This window comes from Methanoregula sp. (assembly GCA_041645435.1).
Taxonomy (GTDB): Archaea; Halobacteriota; Methanomicrobia; order Methanomicrobiales; family Methanospirillaceae; genus Methanoregula.
In genome coordinates this window covers 122,938-141,750 of the sequence record JBAZQB010000007.1, presented here as the reverse complement: position 1 = coordinate 141,750, position 18,813 = coordinate 122,938, and the positions used below count along the sequence as shown (strand labels likewise).

Below are 18,813 nucleotides of genomic sequence, written 5' to 3'. Positions count from 1 at the left end.
CGTTTGTATACAAGTTTGAGGACGTCATGTTCAGCTGGAATGTATTCGTTGCCGCAAGTCCGGTTATCCGGATAGTAACCGTATCTCCATTGTAGACATTGTTGATATCCGAGGGAGATGTAAGCTCTGCCGTAAATGCAGATACCGAAGGAATCGCTACAAGGATCAACATTGCACACACCAGGAGCAACAGTGATCTTCTCTGCCAGGATAAGGCACCCATCTTCACATTCATGATCAAAACCGTCATTAATTATACGTTACGACGGTTATTTTATTTTAAAACAGATTAATTGTTCGGTATTGAGATAAAAATAACGGGAAGACTGTCCCGCGAACAATCCGAATTGGTGACCCGCGTACCGGGAAAAATGGCTCTCGATATATTTGCTCGTACGAATGATAAACGAAGTACGTTCCGTCAAGGCATTTTCCTGGGCAAACCATAATCCTGCTCAGGAATCACAGACCCTGTCCCGGACAGAACGGGTCGGTTTCTATATGCCGGAAAAAATCTATGATAACATCCTGTTTCTGATCCCAGTACTTCACTAATTTTTAGCCCGTACTAAAGAAACGTGTAAGATCTAACAAGAAAGCGGGTGCCGGGAATTGTCACTATTACACAAAAAGTCAGCTGAATACAAGATCTCATCCAGAAACGTTGCGATCCTGTATTTGCTGACTATCCATTGTGTACGGAGGAAATTTTAGAGACGCACCGGGTTCGTACGATTTGTTTGGATTAAGGCATTCTCCAGAGCAGATTTTTTCACGCAGGCCCTGCCTGAAAATTTTCAATCGCGATCTTTGGGTGTCAGTAACCTTGCTAACAGTTGGATAATTATCCAACTGTTGGATATTTATCTAACAGAAACCAGTTATCTCCGGCGTGAGAGGTCGGGCTGATCAACCGGACCCTGCCTGAAAAAATGTGAGCAGGGGGTGAGGGGGTGGTTGATTTTTTTTTGCCGGAGATCGATTGCGATGCTAATATTGCGATGCTGATAATGGTGTAACTATTCACTTCAGATTTTTGACAGGTAAATTAGTGAAGTACTGGATCCCGGGACACCCCGGGATCCGCAGGAACCTGACGTGGGTATTTATTTGTGCATTCCAAACGGAACATGGTACATGCAGTTACAGGAAGCAACCCCAGGAATGATTAATGCCTGGAAGAAAACTTTCGATCAATATCGGACCCAGCTGAGCCCAAATAAAAAAACGGGGTATGAAATAATCGCATATATTCAACAAAAGTATCCTATTACCGAGCTCAACGATGAAAAAATAAAACAGGTTGTTGTGGATAATGTCATCTCAAATGAGTGCCACGCCAAAAAACTGCCTGCTGGTAAAAGACCCCGGGCAAAGGGTTTTTTCTTAGACAATAAGGGAGCCGGAAAATACCTGTATGAAAACCAGGATGAGGTTTTCAGGGGAATGAACATAATCATCGGCGTTGAACTGGAAACCGCCTTTTTTGTGGTTGAGGGAAGCAGCCTGTTATGGGATGAATTATTTGCATTCCGGGGTTTGGATCGCGATGATTTAACCAATTTTTACCTGGTTGCGGAATATATTTCCTGTCTGAAGAAATCTGATCTACCAGACCCGGGAGTGACCCGAATGAACGGTGGAACATCCCAACGGTCATGACTGGGTTAACAACATATTCTGTTGAATATCCGGGCAGAGTGGCCCGATTACCTATTTTTTAAATTATTTACTGTCCGCCACGTATTAATTCTCATGATTTTTTATTCCCGATCGTGGCACAGGCTGAAAAAAAACCTGCCCCGGATCCAAACTCATTATAGCCGATAGAAATCTCTTCAAAAAATAATTCCATGTGTTTCCGGACTTCATTCTCGAAGGTAACCATGGTATCGGGGGGACAAAACACCTTTGAAAAGACTACAATTGAAGAGTTGTTTTCATCCGGAATTGCTGTTTTTTCTGCATGGCTGAGAAGAAGATACTTTTTTAGGATCTCATCATATTCATGAAAACCGTTCTCTTTTCCAAACGTCTTGTACTGACAATCGATGGTGCACTCGTCCGGGTAACAGAGGGGAAGTTTGATCATATTCTTTGAAAGTTCTCGCGTTTTTGGCTGCATCTTCTTTTTATTTTCCCGGCGTCTTTCCTGCCTTGAAGGTAACATTGCGTAAAAAAATGAACCTTTATGCAAATGAACTCTTGGAATAATCTGCAAAAAATGGGAAGTGAGAGATCCGGTCTTTTGGCATTGCAATAATCCGTAGATTACGAGTCGGGGCGCATGACACCATGTGATCGCCAGCACAAACGGGAGTTCCTCGTACATCTCTGGTGTCAGCCCCGCGTTATCGATTTCGGATATGATGATGTATCCATGGATTGAGGTTCCGGCAAGATCCATCCGGCACGAGAATATCGGATCGTACGGCTTTGCCCGGCCTGCCGGTCCCGCGAATCGTAACCATTACCCAGGATTTTAAAAAAACTCCTCTTTTTCTTTTACCACAATCGTAAATATTGTTCCGGCACGCCGGTCCAGTTCCACGGTCCCGTTCATCTGGTCGACAAGGGTGGTGACCAGTCGCAGGCCAAGTGACGGGGCATTTCTCCAGTCAAGATCCGCTGGTATGCCGCAACCGTTATCCCGGAACAGGATGGTCAGCGTATGGTCTTCCTTTTTCACGCTAACGAAGATCTCACCTCGCCGGTCATCAGGAAATGCATATTTGAGTGAGTTTGAGATCAGTTCGTTGATGAGGAGTCCAAGTGGGATGGCAACATCGATATCAACATTGATATCGTGGATATCCGCCGTAAATGTGATCCCCCGGCTCTCGGCGTCATAGGAGGAAAAAAGACCCGTACCGAGGAATTTGATATAGTCATCAAGGCTGATATACGATATATCTTCAGACCGGTACAGTTTTTCATGGACAAGTGCCATGGCCTTGACCCGGTTCTGGCTGTCCTTTATTGCTGCAAGCGTAGGATCATCCTTAATATACCGTGACTGGAGATTGAGGAGGCTCACAATAATCTGGAGATTGTTTTTGACCCGGTGGTGAACCTCTTGTAATAGTATCACTTTTTCATCATAGGATTTCTTGAGTTTTTCTTCTGCGTCAAGGCGTTGGGAATTTTCCTCTTTGAGATTCTCGTTTGTCTCCCGCAGCGCCTCTTCCGTTTGTTTGCGTCCGGTGATATCCTGGATAATGCCGACAACAAAACCCGGGCAGGGTGCATCCTTAAACACGGTTGATGTCGAGATGATAGTGCATTTTTGCCCGGATGGAATCGTTATCGTCACCTCATTTTCCCGGGTTTTCTGGCTTTGGAAGTTCTCGTTTGTCAAATTTATGTGGAACAGTGAATCACCCTCAGGGAAAAAATCGAGGGGCGTTTTTATAAGGATCTCATCCTTTGACCTTCCGATAAACCTGCAGAAACTGTCGTTTACAAGAACAAATCTCTGATTGCGATCAAGGACATAGACCGGGTAGGAAATCGTATTGATGATAGCAGAAAGATTCCTCTTGGATTCCACTTCCAGTTCCAGTAACTGCATCTTTTTCTGGATGTTCTTTTCGTCAAGGATGTTGTGGACAACCATTGCAAAAATCACCATGCCGATTACATTGAAGACAATCATGGGAATTGCAACGGTTGTTACGACATTGAAAAACTCCGAAGGTTTAGTTACGAGAATGAGGGTGTAGCACGAGATAAACGTCTCAGAAAGACCGATCAGGAGTACGGCAACCCACGTGGGAACGAACTGCCGTTTGTTGGCAAGATACATGATGCCACCAAGAAATCCCGAGAGGATGGGGGCGGATAAACCGGTCCAAATATACGCTCCCCCCTGCGCAAACCTGAACAAACCCCCGATAATCCCGGCGCCAATCCCGATATACGGCCCACAGACCAGACCCGCGACCATGGGACCGAGATCCCGGACATTTACAACAGCACCATGGAGTGTGAGCCCGCTGAGTGTGCCGAAGACCGACATGATGCCGAAAAAAACCATGAGGAGTATCTGTGTGGTCCATGCCGGGTGGTGTTCGAAAACCTCATTAAAAAACCTGCTTCTCATGAAAATGGAAGCAAAAACGATAATCACACAGAGGATCTCAAAAAGAGTAACCGAACTCTGGATGATTGTCAGTTCCATGTTACCGAATCGTTATAGGATATATATATAATTATTTTGCATCCATTGGGTGATTTAAAGATCATACCAATGAGCGGAGCGGAGATGTTCCATCATCTCTTTTTATGAATATTCACTTCATCCTGTTTTTACACCAGGAAGTTGTTTTCCTTGTTTCTGGCATATTTATGGTACCATTTTGTTCGCACGGGTTACCATTGTTTATGTAAAAAAAAATACCGGAGGATTTGCCTGGCAGTACTCCGTTACGGATGGGTCAGTTCTCTCAATCAATATCCAGGCCGCAACAGAATAGTTTCCGGTGCTATCGTTTAAAAAAACCTTCATCCGCGTGAAGGTACTGAAGACTATTTTATTTTCCTAAAAGGATTCTGGCATTGTATCCGGAATACAACTGACTAAAAAAAATTAGTAGAGGATGTTAATCTGCTGGATTGAAGCCGGGGCAGTACGGGTTATACCGAGAGCCGCACCGATCGAGGGCTTGACTTCAAGGGAGAAGTAGTCATTCTTCGTTATCCCGTTAGTTGGCTTTGCCATGATATCGAACTGCTCTCCACGTTCAAGAACGCTGTCATCCGTTATCTGGTTCTGAACGGCTGCAATACCCCATTGCCCTGCATTGGGTTCCGTTCCTTTGGCGGCCTGCGTCAGGGTCTGGAGTTGGGTAGCATTGCTGTAGGTCAATACAACCTTGTCAAAATCAACCGGGGTTCCACCGGGAGCTAATGCCGCTGTGAAATTAATTACAGTGATTGACGCTCCGGCAGTAGGGGCCGTACCATACACATTACCAACGATTTCAAGGGTTGAGCTTGCCTGCTGTACACCCGTGTGGACGACTTCCTGGCTCTTCTGGGTTGTGAAGAAACCGGCGCCGAGCACCACGTACGAGAACACCGCTGCAACGACAACGAATGCGATGAGCACAATCGCTGCCTCAAGACCGGTGAATGCATTATCATTTTTAAAAGATCTCATAATTCGCCTAAAAGAGCCCTGGTTTATTCAAGACCCTTGATGTTCTCAATGCTGTCCAGAGTATTTGTTAGTATTTGTTACGATCACTTCAAAAATGTCCTTTTTCATTCATTGATGCTCGTAACTTGTCATAAAAAGTATGTCTGGATTCAATTTAGTTGCGGAGTATTATATAGTGTTTTTGTTTTATTTTTCCTGTCAATTCTTTGAAAATTTTATATTTCCGTAGCGCAAGGGTCGGGAAATGGTTATCATTTGAAAAAGATCTTATGTTTTATGTTTTTCCGGTAGAGTCCGGTACTCATTTTTGATTATCATGATATTGTAGATTAAAAATCCTGTTGAGAGATTATCCAAAATATATTCGTGAACTATCTGTACCCCGGCGATTGGCACATGGCGGGCCCATCGTTCATTGAGGTCATGTTGTAGGAGCGGGGGTTATTATCACAAGGGAAATGAAGCCCCTATCCTCCAGTTTAATATAGTGCCAGACGCAACCTTCCGGTACTCATGATTGACGCGCTCATCAGCATCTTCCTGCATCTCGATCAGGATCTGCCGCTCATCACCCAGGAATACGGGATGTGGACCTACCTCATCCTGTTCTTCATCATATTCCTGGAGACCGGTTTTATCATCTTTCCGTTCCTCCCAGGTGATTCTTTGCTCTTTGTTGGCGGCGCAGCTGCCGCGAGCGGAATCCTTGATCCCTGGTGGCTGCTGATAGTCATTATCCTCGGTGCTGTTATCGGCGATACTGTGAACTACTGGATCGCCAACCGGCTCGGGCTGCGCATCTTTCTCGAACGGTTCCCGACCCTGGTCAAGCAGGAGCATATTGATCGCACCTACGGGTTTTACGAGAAATACGGGGGGGCTACTATCTTTGTTGCCCGCTTTGTCCCCCTTGTAAGAACGTTTGCACCGTTCCTTGCCGGGATCGGGTCCATGCAGTACCGCAAGTTCCTGTTTTATAATGTCCTCGGCGCAGTCTGCTGGGCAGTCAGCATTGTCCTGTTAGGATATTATGCGGGGACGCTGACCATTGTCAAACAGAATATGAGCCTGCTCTTCCTTGCCGTTGCACTGCTCATGGGCGGAACCATCCTCCTCATTGTCGCCAGCATCATCAAAGGCTATTTCATGCAGAAAAAAGCCGGGTCCGGTTAACCCGCAAAACCATTTTTATCCCCGGATACGCGATCCAAACAGGTCATCGTAAAACCGGTATCGGCCTGTCCTGTCCACATCCGGACTTTGATTTTTTTTGAATGACGATTTCCTGTCCTATGGCCCAATACGGCAGGACTTGGAAGATTTCAATCCCGTATTCCCCATGGGGACGCATCGGAGATCGTTTCATTGCAGTTTCATTTGCCAATCATACAGATGGTATCACGGTTTTCCGATTTACGAGGCAGGAAACAGACCCCCATTACTTACGGGTCTGCATTGGGTTCAGATCGAAATTCCGAAAACGTCAATATCGTCAGAAATAATGTCTCCCGCTCTGGTATTTCATTCAGGGTTCACTGAAATGTTTTTGATCGCGATGGAAGGGTGTTCGTAAACCTGCCTACAATAGGATAATTATCCGTTTGTAGGATAATTATCCAACAACAAATCGTTTTTTCTGGAGTGAACCATCCGGCCGATCCATCAGGGGTCGATAAAAAAATTTCAGTCAGGGGCTGAGAGGGTGATTGAAATTTATTTGCCGGAGATCGATTGCTCGCCAAATATCTGTACCCTCATTCTGCTGCAGATCTGCATCCCCAAGGATGCCAACATCCGGGAGATTGCATCTGATCAATCATTTCACTGCCTTACACCCTCCCGGGGCCGCTCGGTTCTGGGTTACAGCGGTTGGTGGGGGTAACAGCGGACCAGGAAACCGGTTGGGAGTCTTCGGATTCGGGGGGCAGAGTGCGGGTATCACCGCATGCAAACAACAATTTTTCCGGGAAAAATCGGTTATTCGTTTTTATGGCCGGGCGGGACTCCATGCATCATCAAAAGAGCGCCAGCCAGGCAGACGATCGAGATGGGGATGATCAGGGTTTCCCATTTCAGGGCATCTGATCCAACAAGGATTACATGTTCGAGGACATTTACCGCAAGAATGACGATGATGACCTGAAGAAGTGTTGTCTTGAGCTCGCTGATGCTGCTGATACGGAGCCAGCCGGGGAGGTCCTGCCGGGTGCTTTCCTTCTGGCTGTTGATGAACAGGTTGTAGATCCCATAGGAGAATATGAGGAGGACGAGCGCAAAGAGGAAGGCATCCACGGCCTGGACCAGGGCTACTGAAGTAACGGTTCCACGATCGAGATGTTCCGGTATTATCAGGGTACCCACATCAAAAAACAGAAACAGGATTGCGTTGAGTGTGCGAAAAGCCCCAACAATAAACATCAGCGCTGCCCCGACAAAGAGGGAGATGACCGCAATGAGGCTGATATACCGCAAAGACAGGAACCGGGCAAACATACTGATCTATTCTTATCTGAAAGGGTTATGAAATCTGCTGCTGTATCCGGAAAAATTATTGGCGGTATGAGATGACGAGACCCTTGTTATCGACTTTTGATGCAATGGCAATCTTGAGCCCCAGGGGTTTAAGGATCGTTTCAAGTTTTTTCCGGTCGAGTGTCGTGACTACCGCAATCGAGGGACCAACGGAACTCATACCAACGAATTCCAGGCCGGCTTCCCGCAGTTTGCTCATGTAGTGGTAGATCTCAAAGCTGTGATGCTCGACTTCGGCCCGTTTGGATCCCCGGAACTCGATCTCCCAGATGACCTCGCCAATCTTCTTTACGTCATCCTCTTCGAGAGCCGGGATGAGGTCCATCATGAAGAGGTACGCCTTGAGCTCGCGATCGCGGTAATCCAGCGACCGGGCCCGGTTCATCAGCAGGTCGAACTCCTGGGTGCCTGCCGATGAGATGTCTGTCGGGGGAATGATGATGAACACGTTCTTGTTTTCAGCAAAAGCGTGATGGTACACCAGGGTGAGTGAGTCGCCCATCACGGCCATGCCCCCGTACGTACTTGCCGCAGGGCCTACGCCGGTTTCGAACCCGAATGCGAGCGAACCGTCAGAAGTCTCCTCAACATAGTTGTGGCCAATCAGTTTGCGGAGCTGGACATTTGAAAGCGGGGATCCCACGGCATCGTTGAGTGCCGTTGCCACGGCAATCATTACCGTGCTTGTGGACCCGAGACCAACGTGTTTGTAATCGTGGTCAGTTACCCGGATGCGAAATCCCCCGGTGTAGCCGACCACTTTGTTGAAGACGGCAACGAAATTTTCCACAATGATTGCACGGTTGTAATCGATCTCAATTCCGTTTTTTATGCAGGTAACTTCTGCTGTGCAATTACACTGTATGGCAAACCCGACTCCGCCCCCCCCGGCGTGAGCCGGAGAGAAGCGGTTCATATCAAGAACCGTAAGATGGATGCGGGCAGGAGCTTTTACGATAACAGTACCTTTCTTTGGTTTTAAGGTGTAGGTATTTTTCTCAAGGCCAAGGGTCTTAAGGTCTTTTCCCGGTGCAAATGTCTTGAAATCGTATTCCACGAGGTCAAGATCGCCCCCGCGGATCTTCATTATCGGCATAGATAACAGTTCCTGTATGGAGCACTTCCTGAAAATGGTTTCGAATTCGGATTGGAATATGAATTCCTGAAGAGAGGGTGTGTGAGGGCCCGGGGTTCCGGCTGTATTACCCTGCACGGTGTTCTGTTGTATGATCTCCGTGAGTTCAATATATTATCATCCGGGGTCGCCATTGAGCCGGCCCGGTGAGATCAATATATTTACCTCAATAGTCTACGGAAAATACACTGCGATTATCCGGCAGCGGGTGTACCCGCCTAGTCGGAAACGCGGGCTGGAGGACCATGGATGTAATTCTGGCGGTTGTCTGCCTCGGGCTGCTTGCGATCGTCCTTTTGTATGCAGGCCAGCGGCTAGGGATTCCGAGCATCGTCATGTTTCTTCTCATCGGGATCCTGGCCGGGCCCTATGCCCTTTCCATTGTCGAAGACCAGTCCACCATTGAGACAATCGGCGAGATTGGCGTCATCCTTCTGCTCTTTACCATTGGTCTTGAATTTTCGTTTGAGAAACTTCTCGGGGCGTGGCGTGTTGTGATCTTCGGAGGTGTGATGCAGGTCGTGACAACGATTGTCGCAGCCTCTGCCATCATGTACTTTGCACGAGGCCTCCAGTTCCAGGAAGCGGTCTTCTTCGGGTTCCTTGTCTCGCTCTCCAGCACAGCCATTGTCATGAAGATCCTCCAGGAGCGCGGGGATGTAGAAACCGTGTCGGGAAGGACGCTGCTTGGGATCCTCATCTTCCAGGATCTCGCCATTATTCCTATGATCCTCCTCACGCCGTTCATGATGGGCAGCACCGGCACGTCTTCTTCCACTCTGCCGTTCCTTGCAGGAAAGATCGTTCTCATCTTTGTTGTCCTGATCGTATCCGCCCGCTGGATTGTACCCTTTGTCCTGCGCAAAGTAACCGGTCAGAAGAGCCGGGAGCTCTTCATCTTCACGGTTGCCGGGATCTGTTTTGCGGTTGCCTATCTCACGAATATGGCCGGGCTTTCCTATTCGCTTGGAGCGTTTGTCGCCGGCCTCATCATCGGCGAGTCCGAGTACAGCATCGATGCGGTCAGTAACATCATCCCGTTCCGGGATGTCTTTGCCGCGATCTTTTTCATGTCGATTGGGATGCTCCTCGACACCAGCGTTCTTCTCTCACACTACGAGATCATTGCAACGCTCATCATTGTTATTGTCGGGGTCAAGGTTGTAACGGGATCTTTCTCCGCAGTGATTCTCGGCATGCCGGTCCGCGTGGCTGTTTTCGTGGGGCTTGCCCTCGCCCAGATCGGGGAGTTCTCCTTCGTGCTCGCGAAAAGTGCTCTTGGCTCCAACCTGATTGGCACCGGTCCGTACCAGTACTTCCTTGCAAGCGCCATCATCACTATGGCTTTGACGCCATTCCTGATGAGTACGGCAAAACCCCTCACCGGCCTCATCTTCCGGATCTTCCCGTCACTCAAACAGGTGCACGAGACTGAAGCGGGAGAGATAAAACCGGATGAGAGACCAGCCAATCATATCGTTATCGTCGGCTATGGAATGACGGGGAAAAGTGTTGCACGGGCAGCGGAACTGGCCGCTATTCCCTATACGGTTATTGACCTTGACCCGGAAGTTGTCGAACGGGAACACACGCCGGGGGGCTGCCGGAACATCATCTTTGGCGATGCCATCCATGAAGAGATCCTCGAACATGCCGGTATCCGCAAAGCCCGGGCGCTCGTTGTTGTCATATCGGAACAGAACGTTGTACCGGCAATCATCCATCTTGCCCGATCTCTTGCCCCGGACCTCTACATTATCGTCCGGACCCGCCATGTCAGCGAGGTGCAGCATCTTCTGGACATTGGTGCCGATGAAGTGATTCCGGAAGAGTTTGAGACATCAGTGAGCATTTTTGCCTGTGTTCTTGCCAAATATGCCATGGCAGAGAACGAGATCGATTTGCTGACCAAAAAAATCCGGCAGAGCGGGCACCAGGGGTTCAACCGGGCAACCGCTCCCTGTCTGAACGGCAGGGAGATTCCCTCTGAATTATCCGCGGATCTTCGTATCCACACGGCTACGATTGCAGCCGGTTCCCCGCTTATCGGGAAGACCCTCAAAGAGCTTGATACCCGGAACCGGTATACCATCATGATACTTGCAATCCGGCGCGGAGATGTGACGATTACTTCTCCCGAACCGGATTTTCAGCTGGAATCCGAAGATCTCCTGGTCCTGAATGCCACTGATGATGGTTTCCGGCAATTCCGGTCAGAGGTTTTAGAGAAGAAATAAGAAGAACGTGCAGATTCAGCGTCTAATTACCCGCAATAGGTTTCAGTATTTCACAAATTTCCGAAAGGATCAATTACCCCAAATTTTCCTGCGCATTTCTAATCCGGATTATAACCCATGTTGGCCTACGGAACCCGATCGGGTACCAGATGATACAAAGTTCGACAAAAAAACACTCCTTGCGGAACACCCCTAAATGGAAAAAAACCCCGCAATTTGACCGGTTTAGAATTTTTGTTACAAATTATGGGAATATTTTCCATGGTGGACAAAATGGTTCCATTTTTGTTTTCACCACAGGAAAGTGCCCCCATATTCCCGCAAAATATCGTGATGTACCATCACACCGGTAAGTATTGGGTTGCCCTGCCGACTACTGGCGGGGCTGCCAGTTGGGGGAAGATCAGCTTCACGGCAATATGCCCTCATTTTTGCGGTATGCCATACGCACACTGCCCGGCATCGTTGATAATCAGAACGTCTCCTCAGCTCTGTTAACTATCGGGGACCTGGCGCCGGTTTCGGCAATCGTGAAAAGTACTGTACCTGCAACAATGGCACCGGTTGTGCAGTAGACAACGGTCGTACCGTCAACTCCTGACAAATCCGATCTTCCGCTTCGTGCTATCGCGAGTGGCGGTGTCCTTGTCCTGGTGATTACCGGAAATATTTTCCTCCAGTGGCGTTGGTGGATCCGGAAACAGAACCCGGCATTGTTCCGGAAATATGATTAATCACTCCACATTTTTCCCGGGATGTTTATCCGGTACATTGTAGGGTCATAACACCAGACGAGGTCGGTTACCGGATTGTTGCTTTCATGGTGCACTATTCTGCCATGGATTTTCTGGTGCAGTAGGGAGGGGGTTAAACCGTATGTCATGGAAATCCAAAAACTCTGACGGGGGGGATCGAATCCGCGATAGTAACGAATTGGTCCCACTCTTTCATAATTTCTGAATAACCGGATGTCCATAAAAAAAGTTCCCGAGCAACATTTCTTAACCCGCAGGCTCTATATTCTGAACGGGATTTATGGCGCTGGATACGAAAGTTATCGCATTATACATTGATTTTGAAAATATCGAGATCGGCCTGCAGCGGCAGTACAAGACAAAGTTCAAGATTGAGCCTATCATCAACAAGCTTTCAGAGCTCGGGGTTGTGCGGATCCGGAAGGCCTATGCCGACTGGGTCAAGAACCAGGATTACCGGGAAAGCCTGCTCAATTACGGCATAGAGCTTATCGAGAAGCCCAGCCTGAATACGGAAGGAAAGAATGGGGCGGATATCAAACTCGCCATAGATGCTGTTGAGACTGCGATTCTCAACCCGAATATCAATACATTTGCGATCGTATCCGGCGACAGCGATTTCCTCTCGCTCATCCAGAAACTCCGGGAAAGCGGGAAGTATGTCATAATTTTAAGCGGCGATGCATTCACGAGCAAGCTCATCATCAAAAACTGCGATGAATTCATCTCCTACGAGCTGATAGCCGACATCCATGAACCGGATACGAAAAAGGAGACATCGATCCAGAAAGAATCGTCCCATGCCATCGACCTGCTCAAGGATGCCCTCCGGATCCTCGAGGATGAAGGAAAACACCTGGATTATGCCGGCATCAAGATCAAGATGCTCCAGATCGATCCCACGTTTACTGAGAAGAAGATCGGTTTTCCGAGTTTCGGGAATTTCATCAAGTCGGTGAGTGAGAATAAGCAGATGGATATCGAGATCATCCAGATCGATGGGATCTCGTATGTGAAATCCAATCTCAATGAAGACGATGGCGAGGAGTTTGAGACACGGCCCCCGACGAAGAAAGAATGGAAAGTGATAATCGATGCCGTCCAGATGTTTTTTACCGAAGGCAAAGGGAAAAAATCGGAAGGCAATCCCTGGATTCTGCTCTCGTACCTTGACCGACGGCGGGATGTAGGCCTTCTCTCTATCTCGAAGCGTGCGATGAGAGATGCACTCCATACCCTGATCGAGTCGGGGATCATCCAGAAGAAGAAGGGATCCGGTTTCTCCCCCTATTTACTTTCTGAAGATTTCGACAACCTGAAAAAAGAGTTTCTGGGAAAACTGAAATAAGATCCCTTTTTCCGTTATACAAAGCGTCCCTTCCTGTTCCGCAGGGTATTGAGACATTCAGCCGGGTAAATTTCCGGAAGGATTGTGCCATACAATCGGGATTTTACCGGGAAATTAAAAGAAAAAAAATCTGACCTTGTTATTGATCCCGGATTGCTACGTTGGAATCATCTCGTATTCACGGTTTCTTCCTTTCAGCCAGTTCTTTTACCGATTTTTTGTAATACTGATTCTCGATACCCTCATTTTTTTGAGATTCGATCAATTCTTGAATGGATCTCCTGCTGTCACGGGTTTTTGTGCCCGCCGCTTCTTCCGGATCAGTCACTTCTTTTACCATTCCCCAGAAGAGCAGGATAAACCCGATTACCATAAGAATAATGACCGGGGCTTTGGCATTGAAGGTCATTACCATCGGGTTTGAACTGATCCCTTTGAAAAGGGCTTCACCGTACCGGGTGAGAAAGGACTCAATCTCCGGGGAATAGACAAACTGCCCCGGAAGCAGAAAACCAATGATTCCTCCCATCAATGCAGCCAGACCAATCATTTTGACCAGACGCGTCAGCCTCATACGTTCCCTTGAAAGAACTATTCGTTACGGGTATTGAAAGTATCTTTTACCCCCAGGAATTGCACATCAGCTGTTCCATACATTACCCGGATTACTCCGATTGACACAAACTATTCCCCACACCCGAAACAATCCTCACCAGATTCCAGGCATAATCCCGGATTAATTTGCCCGGTTAAGGGAATACTGTCAATCTTCCTGAGAGAATCATAACGGCCGGGCAAAAAAGAAACACTGATAATCCGACCAGCCGATATCCAATCCGGAATAATACCATGGCAGAAATAAAACTCTTCTCGCTCCTTGCCTGCCTGTTCATCATTGGCATGGCAGTAACTCCCGGATGTTTTGACATTTCCGGACCTGTTCCGGACAACAGTGTTGGATCGTACTTAAGGCAGGCTCATGGAGCCGAGGGTATCGGCTCGTATTCTTCGGCTACCAGCTATTATACAAAAGCACTCGAAATCGAACCTTCGAATGCGTCGGCTCTGCTCGGGAAATCCCATGCCCTGATAGTCCGGAAACAATACACGGAAGCGCTGGATACCAGCAAAAAGGCTCAGGCCGCCGCCCCGTCAAGCGCCCTGCCCTATATTTACGAGGGCGTTGCCCTTGACGGTCTCGGCCGGTACCAGGAAGCGGTGAAGGCTTTCACAACTGCTCTTGCCATTGACCCGAAACTGGTCTATGCCAAATCCTTAATAACTGCTGCTATTGCACGCGATGAGCTTACGCGTAACCCGGAGAATGCTATGGCCTGGTACATGGCAGGTTCGGCATATTATATCCTGGACCAGAACGGGTCGTACCTGCAGCGGAATGCAAATACCCTGTACCAGGACATTGCAGAGCAGGCCCTGAAAAATGCAACCCGGCTCAACCCGGAGAACAGTGTTGCCTGGGAGGAACTCGGGACTATCTATCTCAAATCTTTTGACTATACGGATGCAGCGGTATCTTACCGGAAATCGCTCGCCCTCAATCCGGACAACGGGGAGGCCTGGTACGGTCTTGCACAGACTTACAGATTAAACAACCAGTACCAAGACGAGATCACCACAATCGAATCCGGCATTGCCGCTGTGCCGGATAACCCGAAACTCTGGCTGTTTAGGGCACATACCTATTCCTCGCTCTATTTCAGCCGGCAAAACAACCAGACCGTTAATGCAGGGACTTACTCTGCGCTGAACTTTGAAGACGAGGCGATCCGGTCCTATGAACAGGCAACGCTGCTTGATCCGGCGAATGAGGGTGCGTGGGAGGACAAAGCCCGGTTCCTCTCCAGTACCGGGAGATATGAAGCTGCGATAGCTGCCTGGCAGGGACAACTGGCACATACCCGCGAAACAAGTCTCGGAAAAGCAAACATCTATGCGGATATCGGCGATGCTTATTACAAACTCCAGAAATACCCGGAGGCAAAATCAGCCTATGAGGAGGCAGTCCGGCTGTACCCGAACCACGAACGGGCAAAGGATGGCAGGGATAAATCTGCAAATCCGTTAATGAGAGTTATCTGATACCCGGACGCGGGAAAGAACCCGGACTTTTTTTATACGGTTTCCGGGGTTTTTCAATAACAGAGATAGTGATAGAAAGAAAAATTGTTTTTCCGGCTCTGCAGAAACCCGCAGAATCAGTCGGCGCACACCGGCACCATGAAAACCGGAGCCCGCCATTTTTGGTTGTGGGCAGCTGTTTCCTGTTTCTGGCAATTCCCCCTCCGCATTCAAATATGTATTCCGGCGTACGGAAAAGACCTGTGGATCTCCTTCTCACCTAACCTTTGCTGCCGGACAAACCTCCGTAAACTTGCAGCTCAGGCATTCCCGCTGCGAAGGGTTTTCCGGGAAATCCCCGTATTCGTACGAGGCGTTCATTGCCGCATATTCTCGGGGGATCATCTCCAGCATATCGTGTAACTGGTCCTCATAGAACCGGTAGGGCTTCGTTGCACCGGTTTTTAAAAATATAAGCTCGGTGCTGATCTCGTCCGGGCTCATCTGGTAGTATTCCTGTGCCCAGAGCACATAGGCCGCCATCTGGAGTTCCGTCTCGTACTCGTCATCGTCCCGGCCGGTCTTCCAGTCGGTGAGGACAAGCGTGCCATCCGGCATCTTCCCGACAAAATCCACCTTGACCGTTATTCCGACATCCCCGATATGAAAATGATCGAACTGCTCGTGCCGCAGGCATTCCCGTTTCCTGTAACCCGGCCATTTTCCAAAGAATGTCTGGAGGCAGGTCTTCCCGTTCGTATCGATGTAGGAAAAAAATGACGATGGGATCTTCTCGCCATTATGGTACTCGGTAAAGGTCTCGCCGCCAATATCCTTGTAGAGTGATACTTTCTTTGAGAACGATTTCAGCGCCGAATCCAGGTCCATCGGCCGGTTCGTGCAATGGAGTTCGATCTGCTGGTCGATGATGTCGTGAATGAGCTGGCCCTGGACAACGAATTTGGAGGTGAAGTTCTTGAGCCATCGGATTTTTTCGGGACTGACAACCGGAGCCGTTTTCACGTACGGGGCAATGTACTCGAAATAATACTGGCGCTGGCACCGGTTCCAGACCCGGTGTTTGGTGAAGGACCAGGTATTGATGGTAAAGAAAAAGGGATCCAGATCTGCCATTATGGTTTAGTTGAGGGGATTGAGGAAATATTTTCCGGTTCTAATCCGAGTCGCATTGTTCCCCACCCCACAGAGAGAACATGGTGGGTTCCCGGGTTATCGATCTCTTTCTGGCAATCTGGAATAGAGACTACGGGAAAATCCAACTCCCCGATTCCTTGTCCCGGGACCAGGACTCATCAGAAGATCGGATACGATACCTGAACGCTGCTCCACATGACCTCTCAATCTCAGATATGAACTCGATCGCAAATCCGGCGAACCTTACCCTCATTTTTGCGAATTGTCATCCACGGATCCGGAAAGCCGGAAATCGGCATCCTGTGCGTGGATATTTCAGAAAGGGTAATGTACTATTCCAGCCGCTGAACCCAGGATGGATTTACTGAGTGAAAAAAGGTAAAAAATACCTGCCAAAAATTTAATGCAAAAAAGAAATTCGTTTTGGAGCGGAAATACTGACGCTTCAGGGGCTTCGCCCCGCCGCTATGGCGCCCCGGTTGCGATAGTGCTGTATTACCTGAATCGGGATTTTTGGTAATACCGAGAAATCGCATGCGCCCCCGCCCCCAATGGGGGCAGGGCTGGCGCAAAGGGGGGCGGACTATTGTAAAAGATAGATGTCAGGGGCTGGGTTGGCACTTTACTCTTCAGAAAATACCCGGATACTGGGGTATCCTTTACAAAGAATAAGTAATGTTGAAATTCCTCTCAACAAGACCCCGGAATCCCACACCATTCCCCCCATCCAGAATACGCTTGTATCGGGCCCCGTTTCCATTCCGAAAATTCCCGGCTCTCGTGGTGGACTGCAAATCGGGCCCAAATTCGGGTCCTGAAAAAAATGTACCGGAATATTGCCCCGTTTGCCAAAATACCGCTGGAATCGACCGCATAGAATGACTCTTAACGGTCGTCCAACCGACCCGGTTTTTGCAGGTATTTTCCCCCGTCCGTGACCGTGAAATGCCCGCAGAATGTGAATATGAGCGTCATATATTCGGGCAAGAATTTTAAAACCGGTTCATCCCAGAACCGGCATTATCCACAAGCCCCTCCGAAGATGTGATTATCTTTAGTAATTGTGCTGAATGCCGCTACAGAAATCAGACATGAAAAAGATAAAAAAACCGGAAACGGTGTTTAAAAAAGTTCGTTTTCTCACCGGCTGGCCCGGAACTGGAACTCCGGAGCTTTCCGGTAGTGCTCGAAAAAATTCCCGATGAGATCGTTTTCCAGTTCCCGGAGATTGTGCAGGAACACATTCTCGCCAAGGGGCTGGTACGAGAACTCAAGTGTGCGATCATCCCATTCTTTCCCGCACTGGACGAGCAGCCTCTTCTTACAGTCAGGGGCCTGGCCTATGAACAGAATCTCCTGCGATCCAGCATCGGTAAGAAGGTAGAGCCCTGCTCCCGGCAAAATGGTCTCGATATTTTCCGGTGTAAAAGGTTTTGCCGGGGTCCATTCCAGCTCCATCCAGTCCGGGTCCCCGGGTTTTCCGGCTGGGCTGAGCGGGGGGATACTGGGCCATCCGGCCGGGTTGTCCTTCTGATTGTCCAGGAGTTTTCCGCCCCGCAGGTTCCCGCTCTTGTTCGTTGAACGCCGGTACCGTGGGTGGAACCGGCCGAAGTTGCAGAGCGGGGACTCCTTTACTTCCTGCCGGTACTGGTAAATGAGGAAACTCTCCATTGCCCGGCGTCCCGCCGGGGATGCATCCAGGGGTGCAGCTGAACATTCATACTGGTATCTTTCGGCATCCCTCCAGGCCCAGAGCGGAGGCGCGGAGGTGTCGGGATCGTTCCAGGGCATCAGGTCGGTCCTCCGGAGGCTCTGGCGCAGTTCGCCGAGGCGCTGGTGGAGGGTCCGGTTCGTTTCACTGATGTATACCAGGAAATCTTTCCCGACGGGCCGGATGCGATAGATACCGGGCTCTTTGGGAATGTAGAAAAATTCTCTCGGAGCATCGAACGGGACCCACGGGGACCAGGGAAGGTCCTGCCAGAATTCAGAGAAGTAATAAAGGTCGTTGAAATTTTCCGGGGTGCCCGGTTCTTCGGGTTCTGGGTCGGGCGACATACGCAGCTATTACTTGGGCGGGGAGCGGGATAATGGTGGCGGGAAGATCCAGTCTGCCCCATTTTACCAAATGGGGATCCATCGATAAAGACCGCCGGATTGGTTCTGATTGAAAGCGTCAGATTTTTTACCCGCTATTCGATTCAACACCATGCACTGCCAGCATTCGTGCTCCTGATATCCGGGAATGTTTTTGCTTCCCTTACCCGAGCATGAATATCGGGGGGTGCGGTTCTTTGTTCCAACCAGGTTCACCCGGGAGTCCCGCATAAGGGTGTAAAGAAAAATATGTCACAGTTTTATGGAGTGTGCAGGTTTCAAAAAATAACAGGAAATTCCGGTGCAGATTGTTG

14 protein-coding genes are annotated in these 18,813 nt (G+C 48.9%); 5 read left to right on the top strand and 9 right to left on the bottom strand.

Annotated elements, in window-relative coordinates; all coding sequences use genetic code 11:
• Window positions 1-250 (bottom strand): hypothetical protein (locus tag WC593_14095; protein MFA4826279.1); only part of this gene is annotated, 250 nt, incomplete at its 3' end.
• A gap of 887 nt (window positions 251-1,137) precedes the next feature.
• On the opposite strand from WC593_14095, the gene WC593_14090 reads away from it, so the two are divergent.
• A complete protein-coding gene (locus WC593_14090) occupies window positions 1,138-1,662 on the top strand; it encodes a hypothetical protein (GenBank protein ID MFA4826278.1) in 525 nt (174 codons plus the stop codon).
• Window positions 1,663-1,753: 91 nt separating this feature from the next.
• On the opposite strand, the gene WC593_14085 is transcribed toward WC593_14090, so the two are convergent.
• From WC593_14085 to WC593_14075, 3 genes are all read right to left on the bottom strand, one after another.
• Window positions 1,754-2,092 (bottom strand): hypothetical protein, encoded by a 339-nt coding sequence (locus WC593_14085; GenBank protein ID MFA4826277.1) that lies wholly within the window; start codon window positions 2,090-2,092, stop codon window positions 1,754-1,756.
• 390 nt (window positions 2,093-2,482) lie between these two features.
• Window positions 2,483-4,180 carry a LytS/YhcK type 5TM receptor domain-containing protein gene (locus WC593_14080; protein ID MFA4826276.1) on the bottom strand — a complete coding sequence of 566 codons (1,698 nt, stop codon included), beginning with the start codon at window positions 4,178-4,180 and terminating at the stop codon, window positions 2,483-2,485.
• A 408-nt stretch (window positions 4,181-4,588) separates the two neighbouring features.
• Complete coding sequence (locus WC593_14075; protein MFA4826275.1) at window positions 4,589-5,161, bottom strand: archaellin/type IV pilin N-terminal domain-containing protein; 573 nt, start codon at window positions 5,159-5,161, stop codon at window positions 4,589-4,591.
• A 513-nt stretch (window positions 5,162-5,674) separates the two neighbouring features.
• On the opposite strand from WC593_14075, the gene WC593_14070 reads away from it, so the two are divergent.
• Window positions 5,675-6,334, top strand: a complete 660-nt coding sequence (locus tag WC593_14070) for a VTT domain-containing protein (protein MFA4826274.1) — start codon at window positions 5,675-5,677, stop codon at window positions 6,332-6,334.
• 804 nt (window positions 6,335-7,138) lie between these two features.
• On the opposite strand, the gene WC593_14065 is transcribed toward WC593_14070, so the two are convergent.
• Together WC593_14065 and WC593_14060 are read right to left on the bottom strand one after the other, a co-directional pair.
• Window positions 7,139-7,654, bottom strand: a complete 516-nt coding sequence (locus WC593_14065) for a YqhA family protein (GenBank protein ID MFA4826273.1) — start codon at window positions 7,652-7,654, stop codon at window positions 7,139-7,141.
• Between the two features lie 55 nt (window positions 7,655-7,709).
• The gene (locus tag WC593_14060) at window positions 7,710-8,789 is read right to left on the bottom strand and encodes a GHMP kinase (protein MFA4826272.1); all 1,080 of its coding nucleotides are present in this window, start codon (window positions 8,787-8,789) and stop codon (window positions 7,710-7,712) included.
• A 284-nt stretch (window positions 8,790-9,073) separates the two neighbouring features.
• Between WC593_14060 and WC593_14055 the strand changes: the two genes are divergently transcribed.
• Both WC593_14055 and WC593_14050 read left to right on the top strand, forming a co-directional pair.
• The gene (locus WC593_14055) at window positions 9,074-11,065 is read left to right on the top strand and encodes a cation:proton antiporter (GenBank protein MFA4826271.1); all 1,992 of its coding nucleotides are present in this window, start codon (window positions 9,074-9,076) and stop codon (window positions 11,063-11,065) included.
• Window positions 11,066-12,100: 1,035 nt separating this feature from the next.
• Window positions 12,101-13,168: an NYN domain-containing protein gene (locus tag WC593_14050; GenBank protein MFA4826270.1), complete on the top strand. Its 1,068-nt coding sequence runs from the start codon at window positions 12,101-12,103 to the stop codon at window positions 13,166-13,168.
• Between the two features lie 178 nt (window positions 13,169-13,346).
• On the opposite strand, the gene WC593_14045 is transcribed toward WC593_14050, so the two are convergent.
• Window positions 13,347-13,742 carry a hypothetical protein gene (locus tag WC593_14045; protein MFA4826269.1) on the bottom strand — a complete coding sequence of 132 codons (396 nt, stop codon included), beginning with the start codon at window positions 13,740-13,742 and terminating at the stop codon, window positions 13,347-13,349.
• A 275-nt stretch (window positions 13,743-14,017) separates the two neighbouring features.
• Between WC593_14045 and WC593_14040 the strand changes: the two genes are divergently transcribed.
• Window positions 14,018-15,268, top strand: a complete 1,251-nt coding sequence (locus WC593_14040) for a tetratricopeptide repeat protein (GenBank protein ID MFA4826268.1) — start codon at window positions 14,018-14,020, stop codon at window positions 15,266-15,268.
• A 255-nt stretch (window positions 15,269-15,523) separates the two neighbouring features.
• Here WC593_14040 and WC593_14035 read toward each other — a convergent pair whose 3' ends face one another.
• Both WC593_14035 and WC593_14030 read right to left on the bottom strand, forming a co-directional pair.
• On the bottom strand, window positions 15,524-16,381 hold the full coding sequence (locus WC593_14035) for a PD-(D/E)XK nuclease family protein (GenBank protein ID MFA4826267.1): 858 nt from the start codon (window positions 16,379-16,381) through the stop codon (window positions 15,524-15,526).
• 1,161 nt (window positions 16,382-17,542) lie between these two features.
• Window positions 17,543-18,460: a hypothetical protein gene (locus WC593_14030; GenBank protein MFA4826266.1), complete on the bottom strand. Its 918-nt coding sequence runs from the start codon at window positions 18,458-18,460 to the stop codon at window positions 17,543-17,545.
• Window positions 18,461-18,813: the final 353 nt, after the last annotated feature.

Bases quoted from the DNA above. Each gene is read 5' to 3' on its own strand.
- WC593_14090 (MFA4826278.1), top strand. From the start codon at position 1,138: ATGCAGTTACAGGAAGCAACCCCAGGAATGATTAATGCCTGGAAGAAA.
- WC593_14085 (MFA4826277.1), bottom strand. From the start codon at position 2,092: ATGATCAAACTTCCCCTCTGTTACCCGGACGAGTGCACCATCGATTGT.
- WC593_14080 (MFA4826276.1), bottom strand. From the start codon at position 4,180: ATGGAACTGACAATCATCCAGAGTTCGGTTACTCTTTTTGAGATCCTC.
- WC593_14075 (MFA4826275.1), bottom strand. From the start codon at position 5,161: ATGAGATCTTTTAAAAATGATAATGCATTCACCGGTCTTGAGGCAGCG.
- WC593_14070 (MFA4826274.1), top strand. From the start codon at position 5,675: ATGATTGACGCGCTCATCAGCATCTTCCTGCATCTCGATCAGGATCTG.
- WC593_14065 (MFA4826273.1), bottom strand. From the start codon at position 7,654: ATGTTTGCCCGGTTCCTGTCTTTGCGGTATATCAGCCTCATTGCGGTC.
- WC593_14060 (MFA4826272.1), bottom strand. From the start codon at position 8,789: ATGCCGATAATGAAGATCCGCGGGGGCGATCTTGACCTCGTGGAATAC.
- WC593_14055 (MFA4826271.1), top strand. From the start codon at position 9,074: ATGGATGTAATTCTGGCGGTTGTCTGCCTCGGGCTGCTTGCGATCGTC.
- WC593_14050 (MFA4826270.1), top strand. From the start codon at position 12,101: ATGGCGCTGGATACGAAAGTTATCGCATTATACATTGATTTTGAAAAT.
- WC593_14045 (MFA4826269.1), bottom strand. From the start codon at position 13,742: ATGAGGCTGACGCGTCTGGTCAAAATGATTGGTCTGGCTGCATTGATG.
- WC593_14040 (MFA4826268.1), top strand. From the start codon at position 14,018: ATGGCAGAAATAAAACTCTTCTCGCTCCTTGCCTGCCTGTTCATCATT.
- WC593_14035 (MFA4826267.1), bottom strand. From the start codon at position 16,381: ATGGCAGATCTGGATCCCTTTTTCTTTACCATCAATACCTGGTCCTTC.
- WC593_14030 (MFA4826266.1), bottom strand. From the start codon at position 18,460: ATGTCGCCCGACCCAGAACCCGAAGAACCGGGCACCCCGGAAAATTTC.